A 10,007-nucleotide genomic window follows, 5' to 3' on the forward strand; every position below is an offset into this window, starting at 1 on the left:
GCGAGGCTGCGTTCGAGCGCGCAGCGCTCGCCATATCAGCGAATGCGGTTTGCCCGAATGAACGTGGCTAACCGACTTTACGACTGCTACGCAGCCGAACGCAGCCTCGCGGGCTCGGCAGCTGCTACCCGGGATCGAGGCCACCCAGGGAGTCGGGGTGGCCGATGATCGCCTGTTTCAGTAACCGAGCGACAGCCCGGTATTGCGCCGTGGATCGTTCGCCCCATAGAAGCGGTTCTTGCCCACCGGTTTGCCTTCCAGCGAAGGCGCACCTACCAGAATAGCTGCAATATGGTTGGGGTCCTGCGGGCCGGCAAACTTGTGCCCCCAACTTTCGAGCATCTTCTTGGTGTCCGGACTGGTGGCGAAGTTCTCCAGGTTGGTTTCCTCCGGCAGCCATTGCTGGTGGAAACGCGGCGCATCCACCGCTTCCTGGATGTTCATGCCGTAGTCGATCACGTTGAGGATGGTCAGCAAGGTTGCGGTGATGATGCGACTGCCACCGGGGGTGCCGACGACCATGACTACTTTGCCATCCTTGGTGACGATGGTCGGGCTCATGGACGACAGCGGTGCCTTGCCAGGGGCGATGGCATTCGCTTCGCCCTGCACCAGGCCGTACATGTTCGGCACGCCGATTTTCGAGGTGAAGTCGTCCATTTCATCGTTGAGGATGACCCCGGTTTTGCTCGCCATCACGCCGGCGCCGAACCAGTCGTTGAGGGTGTAGGTCACCGACACCGCGTTGCCCCATTTGTCGACGATCGAGTAATGGGTGGTGTTGCTGCCTTCGTGAGGCGCTACGCCGGGTTTGAGTTCGCGGGACACGCCGGCCTTTTGCGGATCGATGGCAGCGCGGATTTTGGTCGCGTAGTTTTTATCCAGCAAATGGGCGATCGGATTTTTCACGAAGTCCGGGTCGCCGAGGTAGCTGTTGCGGTCCACATACGCATGGCGCATCGCTTCGATCTGGTAGTGCATGGCCTGCGCCGAGCGGTAGCCGAGGTCTTTCATCGGGTAGCCGTCGAGGATGTTCATGATCTCGCAGATCACCACCCCGCCGGAGCTTGGCGGCGGCGCCGAGACCACGTGGTAGCCGCGGTAGTCGCACTCAATGGGTGCCAGTTCGCGGGTCTGGTATTTGTCGAGGTCGGCCTGGGTGATGATGCCCTTGTTGGCCTGGCTGGAGGTGACGATGGCGTCGGCCACCCAGCCTTTATAGAAGCCGTCGGCGCCCTTCTCGGAAATTTCCCGCAGGGTTTTGCTCAGGTCTTTTTGTACGAGTTTCTGGCCGACCTGCATCGGCTCGCCATTGCTCAGGAAGATCGAGCCCGAGTCGCGCATGTCTTTCTTGAAGACGTCTGTGGCGTACTCCAGCAAATCGACATCGCCCTGCTCCAGCACAAAACCATCTTCGGCAAGCTTGATCGCCGGGGCGATCACTTCCTTTCGGGGTTTGGTGCCGAATTTCTTCAGCGCCAGCTCCATGCCAGACACAGTGCCCGGCACGCCGACGGCCAAGTGGCCGCGGGTGCTGAGATCAGGGATGACGTTGCCCTGCTTGTCGAGGTACATGTCGGCCGTGGCGGCCAGCGGCGCTTTTTCACGGAAGTCGAGGAAGGTCTTGCGCCCGTCCGCCAATTGAATCGTCATGAAACCGCCGCCGCCCAGGTTGCCTGCAGCGGGGTACACCACCGCCAGCGCATAACCCACCGCCACCGCTGCATCGACGGCGTTGCCGCCATTCTTGAGGACATCGACGCCGACGTGGCTGGCCAGATGCTGGGCGGTGACGACCATGCCATTTTCGGCCGCGACCGGGGCAACGGAGGCCGCGTGAGCCGTCAGGCAGCTCAACGCCAATGAGGTCGCCATGAGCAATTTGGCAAAAGGTTCAAACTTCATGGGTCGGTCTCTTTTTTGTTTTTAGGCTCTGTGGAAAAACAGAGGGAACGGTTCAAAAGCAGTTGGCAAGTATGGCTGCTATTGCGTATTGCGCCTCCCCGGCGAGGCAGTATGCTGGGCCCCTGTTCAGCACGTGTGCGGAGTCCGCCGGCATGACCTACACATTTACCACCCTGGCGTCGCCGGTCGGCGAGTTGAAGCTGGTCGCGAAAGGCACGCGTCTGGCGGCCATCCTCTGGGAAAACGACAAACCCGGCCGGGTAAGACTGGGGCCGATGAGTGAAGCGGCGGACAACCCGATCCTGATACGCGCCGCACAACAGTTGCGGGAATACTTTGCCGGCACGCGTAATCATTTCGAGCTGGAACTGGACTTTGCCGGGACGGATTTTCAGAAGCAGGTGTGGCAGGCGTTGCTGACGATTCCGTTTGGCGAGACGCGCAGCTACAGCGAGATAGCCCGGCAGATCGGCAATCCCAGCGCGGTTCGGGCGGTGGGCGCGGCCAACGGCAAAAATCCGATATCGATTGTCGCGCCGTGTCATCGGGTGATCGGTGCGTCGGGGAAATTGACGGGGTTTGCCGGGGGGCTTGAGGCGAAAGAGCGGTTGCTGACGCTGGAAGGCTGTGAATGGTCGGGGGCCGGCAGGATGGGTGATTTGTTCTGATTATCGATAACCACGAGCCTGCACGTTGAACAACTGCGCATAACGCCCACCCGCCGCGACCAGGCTGTCGTGATCGCCCCGCTCAAGGATCGCCCCCTGGTCCAGCACGATGATGTGGTCGGCATTGCGCACGCTGGAGAAGCGGTGAGAAATCAGCAACGTCATGCGCCCTTCAGTGTGTTGGCTGAAATGCTCGAACACCGCAGCCTCCGCCGCCGGGTCCAGGGCCGAGGTCGGTTCATCCAGAATCAGGATATCGGCGTCGCGGCGCATGTAGGCGCGAGACAAGGCGATCTTTTGCCATTGCCCACCGGACAGTTCCTGTCCACCGGCAAACCACCGCCCCAATTGCGTGGCGTAACCACGATCCAGACGCTCGATGAAGGGCGCAGCCATACCCTCGGCGGCCGCTTGCTGCCAACGGGTTTCATCGTTGAACGCCAGGGTGTCGCCCACACCAATGTTCTCGCCGACAGAGAACTGGTAGCGAATGTAGTCCTGGAAGATCACGCCGATGCGCCGTCTCAGCGCCTCTTCTTCCCAAGCCTGCAAATCACTGCCATCTAACAGAATGCGGCCCTGATCAGGGCGATACAGCCGAGTCAGCAACTTGATCAGCGTGGTTTTGCCCGAGCCGTTTTCCCCCACCAGCGCAACACTGTGTCCGGGCAACAGATGCAGATCGATGCCCTGCAAAGCAGCGCGGCTCGCCCCCGGATAACGGAAACCGACACTCTCAAAACGCAACCCATCGCCGGGCACCGCACCCACGGTAAGGCTTCCGGCATCGGCCACCACCGGCTCAGCCAAATATTCATAGAGGCTCGACAGGTAAAGACCATCCTCATAGAGACCGCTGATCGCGCTCAAGCTGCTGCTCACCGCCGTCTGCCCTTGCTTGAACAGCACCAGGTACATGGTCATTTGCCCGAGGCTGATGCTGCCGTGAACGGTATCGACCACGACCCACGCATAGGCCAGATAAAACGCCGCGGTGCCCAGCAGTCCCAGCACAAATCCCCAGCCATCGCGACGCAATGTCAGGCGCCGGTCTTCGGCGTAGAGACGAGCAAACGTGTCCCGATAACGCTGCAACAACAGCGGCGCGAAGCCGAACAGCTTCACCTCTTTGATGTAACCCTCATGGGAGAGCAGTGTCTCGATGTAGTTCTGCTGCCGACTCTCCGGTGCCCGGCGCGTGAACAGCCGAAAGGCATCCCCGGAAAAATGCGCTTCGGCAAAGAATACCGGCAACGCCCCGACCACCAGCAGCACCAGCGCCCAAGGCGAAAAATGCACCAGCAACACGCCAAAGCTGATCAACACGATCAGGTTCTGGATCAGCCCCAGCGACTTCATCACCAGCGCCAATGGCCGGGTCGATGCCTCGCGCCGCACCCGAACCAGCTTGTCGTAGAACTCGGAGTTCTCGAACTGCACCAACGATAACGTCTGGGCCTTCTCCAGAATCATCGTGTTGACCTTCTGCCCCAACTGCACCCGCAACAGCGACTGCTGCACCGACAGCGCGCGCTGCGTCCCGGACAGCAATGCAAGCACGCCCGCTTCAAACAGCACATAGCGCACGACCGGCCACAACGGTGCGCTGCCCTGTTGCGCGTGCAACTGCATCGCGGTAACTACCGCGTCGACAATCCGCTGCCCCAACCAGGCTGCCAGTGCCGGCAGCACACCAGCGATCAGCGTCGCCAGCACCAACCCCAGAAACAGCCCGCGGGACGTTCCCCAGACCAGCAGCAAGGCACGCCTCGCCTGGTCGAGCAAAGAGGCGAAACGGGTAAGGACAGGCATAGGGCGATGGACTCGGTGGCGGATGTAAAGGGGCCCGGCAGGTCATACGGTATGTGGAATGAGCGACGCCTACTTTACGTGGATATGAAGCGATAAGCCTCGCCTCGCCCATAGGAAAAACATCTAAAAAAGTATCGTCGCTCACCACGTTTTAGCGCTTTGCTATGAGGAGTCAATGCCTATCGGGATTGGCAGACGAACCTGAACGTCCAACCAATGTGCCCCACTCCATCACCAGGAGCAGAACATGAAAATCAATCCCTACCTGATCTTCAACGGCGACTGCCAGGATGCCTTCAACTTCTACGCCAAAAGCCTGCCTGGCCAGATCGAAGTCATGATGACCTTCGGCGAAACTCCGGCTCGCGACCATGTGCCAGCGGACTGCCACAACCTGATCATTCATACGCGCCTGTTGGTCGGGGATCAGTCGATCATGGGGTCGGATACCACACCCGATCGCCCTAGCGCCGGCATGAGTGGTTGTTCGGTGTCGTTGAATGTCGACAGTGTCGTTGAGGCAGAGCGAGTGTTTGCGGCATTGGTGCAAGGCGGGAGTATTCAGATGCCATTGGAGACAACGTTCTGGGCGGCACGCTTCGGGATGCTGGTCGATCGGTTTGGCGTGTCATGGATGATTAATTGCGAAAAAGACCAATGAACGGACCTCCCCCTTAGACTAATACTTAAGTATAATGGCCATTTAATATCAATCTTGGCTTTTTGTATTCAATCACTAGACGGAATAACTACACTGTTCACAAAATCAGCTCTTGACATAAAATATTACAAATATAATGTAAAAGGAGTCAATTAATATACCCCCCGCTCGAATTTGCCCTAAAAAGAGGCGACAGTTGAACTGACGCCTTTCGAGCGCGCACCCAAACTGCCATAGAACACCGTGGAATATCCTTATAAATCAACTCCAGAAATCAAAAATGCGGACTTCCGCACAATTTATACGCAAGACTTCTCTGTGATGCCTCGTTCTGTAGCCCGATCCGCGGATCAGCCACGCTTCAGTGTTGATCATAGAAAAGTCAACCTAGAGGGCCTAGTCCGACGCAAAGGCGCTCACCAACTAAATCGGATATCAAAAAATCAAATTGGCTAAAGCCTCCTCAGTTGGCTATGTCATTGATTCAACTGAAACTACTGGCAATGGAATGGCACCTGCTGACAAGCTCAAAATGTTATAAAAAGTCAGATAATTTCAGTATTTTGTGTATTAAGATTGCAACGCCAGCACATATGAGTAATTTGCACGATGAGTACTGAGAGCAAGATCGAAAATAGCCAGAGGGGTATTCTCGCTATTGGGCGCACTTGGCGCTCGGCAGAGAAACTTCGACAGTTATTTGCACCCAATCTCACGCATATATATACATTAGATTACACAAACCCATTAAACCCAGATAGCGAAACTCAAGCCCACGATGCCGTACTAATCGACATTGAAAGCCCTTCTATTCTTAATGACTGCCTGGCGCTCATCAAGAAATTACGTACGAGCCCAACAGAACTGTCCATTATCGTTGCAATCAATTTTCGCGCTCCGCAAACCAAAATTGAATGTTACCTGGCCGGTGCAGATCATTGTATCAATGTACCTAACGACCAGGATGAAAAAGCCAGGTTAATTTCAGAGTTACTCGAAACACCTGAATGGCAGCCCTCCATTAAGTTGACCCTGGACCAAACATGCCTGCACTTATACAACGATGAATTCAAACTGGATCTGGCTTATCAGGAAATGAAAGCCCTGGATGCACTTATCAATGCAGAAGGTAATATCCTGCACCATGATTCCATGGCCGAATCCATGGGTTTGAACATCAAGCTCTATGACTCACGTGTTCTGGAGAAATCCATAAGCCGACTTCGAAACAAAATCAAAAAGCACTTCGGCATTAACATCATTCATAGTGTTCGCGGTTATGGCTATCGATTGCTTCGAGGAGTCGTTTCAGTAAAGCAAGCAAACTTTCATTCTTAAAGGGACTAAACGATGGAGTCCAGCAGGCAATATACCGTGCAAGATAACTTCGCAATGGTTTTCTTCAGGCAATCAATTCTCAAGCGAAACGATGAATTGTTCGGCAGTGAGATTTATGCCAAAGCGACCAAACAACAGACACCTCTGAACAAGGGGTATCAGCCATTGCATCCCGATCACCCACTGGCGATTTATCGTGAAGTACTGATGCGGATCCAATTAAATGCCCTTTCACAGATCGAGGCCACGTCGTCCCCATCCGTACAGACACCCAATAAATTATTCGTGACCATGAACCAATCCGCGTTATTGGATAAAGCGTTCATCCGAGAACTGAACGACGCTCAAACGACACTCAAGAAGCATGAACAACAGTTAATCCCCAGCATTAACGGCAGTTCGCTCCTTTCGTTCAATCTCAAAGAAAAAAGAACCATTATCAATCACATTCATTTATTGAAGGACAACGGGATCGAGATCGCTTTCGATGGCTATGACTTAAGCGATGACAGCGCTGAAAAACTGATCAGCCCGAAGCTGTTCGATTACATAAAAGTGGACCTGACCCGGTCCAATTTCGACATCATGGTCGATAACAGTCAGGACTTTTTCAACAGGTCTTACGACTGCCTGAGCAGCATGATCCATGACAGCAAGATCAGGTTCATTGCGGACCGGGTCGAGCACAAAGCACTGCACACACTGGCCCGCAGCATGCCTTTCGATTTTTTCCAGGGGAGGTACTACTCGCCTACCGAGGTTATTTAAGCTTAAAAAATTTCACCAAACTAGGAAGGAGCCTTATTGTGAATACGCCAAACAACAGCTTTCTAATTTTCACCCGAGATCAACTGGCACGACAAGCTATAGAATCGCTTCTCGTACAACGCCTGCATCTATCTTTTGAAATCGAATCTGGCAAACTCAGCAGCGAACGCATCCGAAAGAGTCGATTCACGCACATCCTGCTCGACCAGGCCGATATATCGCTGAGCGATGTCAGCTTTATCCGCAAAAATCAAAAAGATGCGGAAATCATACTCATTACTCCCAACTCGGAGCATTCAGAACTTCATCACTTCTCGCACTTCGGGGTTGATGGCTTTCTCAAGAAACCGGTGGCAGACGAAGAGTTCATCTCTGCAGTCAGCCGGATTAAAGAGTCGCAGGGTAACCCCGACATCTGGTGGTTTAATGCCGACGACAGAACATTAATCAAGGAAGATATAACCATCCCATTGACCGGCACCGAATCGTTAATGCTCACCCAACTGGTCATCAGTGATCGACGGGTACTCAGCAAGAACGATCTTATTCTACGCATCGATAAAGACCCGGAGAATTACAGCGGCCTTGAAATGTGCTTGAGCCGACTACAAAAAAAATTCAAGACTGCCGCCAACGGGGAACGCCTGATTCGCTCGGTCAGAAACCGTGGTTATTGCCTGGCACAAAGGATCAGAATCGCATACTGAGAGAGATCGCAAAAACAATAATAATAAATGCGATTTTCCGACCCACCCGATACCGCTTGACTGCCTAACCACCTCACCTCGTACTTCCCGCCGCCTGTCCCTCGCACATATTTCTCTCCATAGCTCCTGCCCATCTCCCTCCCCATGGCATGGCGGGCAAGCGCTCATCGGAATGCTGCAATTTTATAGATGATTTAGCGATGCCCTCCAAATAAAAGAGCACGACCTTTTATAACAGGGGCGCTGGAAGTGGCGCCCGTTATAATTCGTCAGACACCCACAAAGATTAAGGTACTAGTATAAAAACCGGACACTGAGACAACCGTATCAGCTGACTTGAAAACAACATTCGGATGGCCAGCCATAGCCCGCGTTATTCCCTTCCAATAATAAAAATAATCTCTGACCGAACTGCGCTCGCTCAGCCTTTGCGCGCGGCTGCCATTTATTAACCGTCGACTGATACACAACGTGGCGCACGCCCGAGGGACACCGCGATGGTACATAATCGTATTAATCGAAACAGCATATCCAAAGGACTGACCTTCTGGGGGCAATGGATAATTGCCATCACTTCGGTCAATGCGTTGTTATTTGCTCTGGCGTTGTACCAGACAGGAGAAATCGAAGCTCATTATCGTGTGCTTGCCGTGCTGACTTTCCTGGGCTCGGTCCCTTCTTACTCCCTGCTGCTGGTCTATCACAAGCAACATGGATACCTCTCCGGCCTGGGACGCTTGCTGCTGGGATGGCTGCTGCTGCTGGCCGGGATGACCAGCATTGGCTTTCTCAGCAAGACCAGCGAATTGTTCTCCCGGGAAATCATCATGGTCTGGGCTGTGGCAGGTTATTGCGTGCAGGCCTTGCTGTACCTGCCTCTGCATAGTTTTTCCAGGCACTACCACCGGCAATTGCACAGCCAAAACAACACCCTGATCATCGGCACCGACCAACTGGCGGTGAATCTGGCGGACAAACTGGCCAAAACCGAGTATCCGCCGCTGGTCGGCCTGATCAGCTCAAGACCCAATGAGTTGTCGACCAACATCAATACCCACCGGATCGTGGGCCAGTTGCAGGAGCTACGCGAGCTGATCCGGGTGCACGATGTCCGGCGGTTGTACATCGCGCTGCCCTTGAGCGAAGCCAAACAGGTCGAAGCGCTGTACATCGACCTTCTCGACTCGAATGTGGATGTGGTCTGGGTTCCCGACCTGGGCAGCATGACGTTGCTCAATCACTCCGTCAGCGAGCTAGATGGCCTGCCCGCCATTCACCTCAATGAAAGCCCGCTGACCAGTTACCCGACAGCGGCGCTCAGCAAGACCCTGCTGGACAGAGGTCTCGCCGCCCTGGCGCTGATCGCCTTCAGTCCACTACTGCTGGTGATCGCCGTCGCAGTGAAGATCTCCTCCCCGGGGCCGATCATTTTCAAACAGGAACGGCACGGCTGGAACGGCAAGATCATCAAGGTCTGGAAATTCCGCTCCATGCGCCTGCACGACGACCATCAAGTCCGCCAGGCCGGCCGTGAAGACCCACGCATTACCCCTGTTGGCCGTTTCATTCGACGCACGTCCATCGATGAACTGCCGCAGTTCTTCAACGTACTGCAAGGCCATATGGCGCTGGTCGGGCCGCGACCGCATGCGATTGCCCATAACGACTACTACACCGGCAAGATCCAGGCCTACATGGCCCGCCATCGAATCAAACCGGGCATCACCGGGCTGGCCCAGATCAGTGGCTGCCGTGGCGAAACCGAGACCCTCGACAAGATGCAAAAGCGCGTGGAGATCGACCTCAACTACATCAACAACTGGTCGTTGTGGCTCGACATCAAGATCCTGATCAAGACGCCCTTTACGCTCTTTTCAAAGGACATCTATTAATCGCTGCGATTCGCCCCCCCCGCCTGTTCTTCAGCTTGTGGCTAACTGAGCCGCAGTCCGGGCAGTCAGATCTCTGACTGCCCGGAGCCTCTCTCCCCGCCTCACCCCATTCGCCCTCTGTTTTTTAGTAGCTACCGACGGCTGCGTTCGCCCGTAGCAGCTGTCGAGCCTGCGAGGCTGCTGCTACAGATTGCATTACGGAACATATGCCGGATGGAGTGGCAAAAGAGGTGTTGCTGGAGAGGGGATATAGCGA

At 54.8% G+C, this 10,007-nt stretch carries 8 protein-coding genes; 6 read left to right on the top strand and 2 right to left on the bottom strand.

Translation table 11 applies throughout. The features are described 5' to 3' along the window. Positions 1–177: 177 nt before the first annotated feature. On the bottom strand, positions 178–1,905 hold the full coding sequence (gene ggt / locus ACCC96_RS23540; RefSeq protein WP_413697043.1) for a gamma-glutamyltransferase: 1,728 nt from the start codon (positions 1,903–1,905) through the stop codon (positions 178–180). Between the two features lie 152 nt (positions 1,906–2,057). On the opposite strand from ggt, the gene ACCC96_RS23545 reads away from it, so the two are divergent. Continuing rightward, a complete protein-coding gene (locus ACCC96_RS23545; RefSeq protein WP_096480759.1) occupies positions 2,058–2,573 on the top strand; it encodes a methylated-DNA--[protein]-cysteine S-methyltransferase in 516 nt (171 codons plus the stop codon). Here ACCC96_RS23545 and ACCC96_RS23550 read toward each other — a convergent pair whose 3' ends face one another. Continuing rightward, complete coding sequence (locus ACCC96_RS23550; RefSeq protein ID WP_019581993.1) at positions 2,574–4,385, bottom strand: ABC transporter ATP-binding protein; 1,812 nt, start codon at positions 4,383–4,385, stop codon at positions 2,574–2,576. 247 nt (positions 4,386–4,632) lie between these two features. Here ACCC96_RS23550 and ACCC96_RS23555 point away from each other — a divergent pair, with 247 nt between their 5' ends. From ACCC96_RS23555 to ACCC96_RS23575, 5 genes are all read left to right on the top strand, one after another. Continuing rightward, entirely contained in the window at positions 4,633–5,046 is a 414-nt protein-coding gene (locus ACCC96_RS23555) for a VOC family protein (RefSeq protein ID WP_007934186.1), read from the top strand. A 609-nt stretch (positions 5,047–5,655) separates the two neighbouring features. Then, positions 5,656–6,384 (top strand): winged helix-turn-helix domain-containing protein, encoded by a 729-nt coding sequence (locus ACCC96_RS23560; RefSeq protein WP_413697044.1) that lies wholly within the window; start codon positions 5,656–5,658, stop codon positions 6,382–6,384. Between the two features lie 12 nt (positions 6,385–6,396). Then, positions 6,397–7,152, top strand: coding sequence for an EAL domain-containing protein (locus tag ACCC96_RS23565; protein ID WP_258673016.1), 756 nt, complete (start codon positions 6,397–6,399; stop codon positions 7,150–7,152). Between the two features lie 38 nt (positions 7,153–7,190). After that, complete coding sequence (locus ACCC96_RS23570) at positions 7,191–7,859, top strand: winged helix-turn-helix domain-containing protein (protein ID WP_413697045.1); 669 nt, start codon at positions 7,191–7,193, stop codon at positions 7,857–7,859. Between the two features lie 497 nt (positions 7,860–8,356). Beyond that, on the top strand, positions 8,357–9,751 hold the full coding sequence (locus tag ACCC96_RS23575; protein ID WP_019649512.1) for an undecaprenyl-phosphate glucose phosphotransferase: 1,395 nt from the start codon (positions 8,357–8,359) through the stop codon (positions 9,749–9,751). Positions 9,752–10,007: the final 256 nt, after the last annotated feature.

Source organism: Pseudomonas sp. Pseusp11 (assembly GCF_047304405.1).
Taxonomy (GTDB): Bacteria; Pseudomonadota; Gammaproteobacteria; order Pseudomonadales; family Pseudomonadaceae; genus Aquipseudomonas.

Coding starts and splice junctions, on each gene's coding strand:
- ggt (WP_413697043.1), bottom strand. CDS start 1,905: ATGAAGTTTGAACCTTTTGCCAAATTGCTCATGGCGACCTCATTGGCG.
- ACCC96_RS23545 (WP_096480759.1), top strand. CDS start 2,058: ATGACCTACACATTTACCACCCTGGCGTCGCCGGTCGGCGAGTTGAAG.
- ACCC96_RS23550 (WP_019581993.1), bottom strand. CDS start 4,385: ATGCCTGTCCTTACCCGTTTCGCCTCTTTGCTCGACCAGGCGAGGCGT.
- ACCC96_RS23555 (WP_007934186.1), top strand. CDS start 4,633: ATGAAAATCAATCCCTACCTGATCTTCAACGGCGACTGCCAGGATGCC.
- ACCC96_RS23560 (WP_413697044.1), top strand. CDS start 5,656: ATGAGTACTGAGAGCAAGATCGAAAATAGCCAGAGGGGTATTCTCGCT.
- ACCC96_RS23565 (WP_258673016.1), top strand. CDS start 6,397: ATGGAGTCCAGCAGGCAATATACCGTGCAAGATAACTTCGCAATGGTT.
- ACCC96_RS23575 (WP_019649512.1), top strand. CDS start 8,357: ATGGTACATAATCGTATTAATCGAAACAGCATATCCAAAGGACTGACC.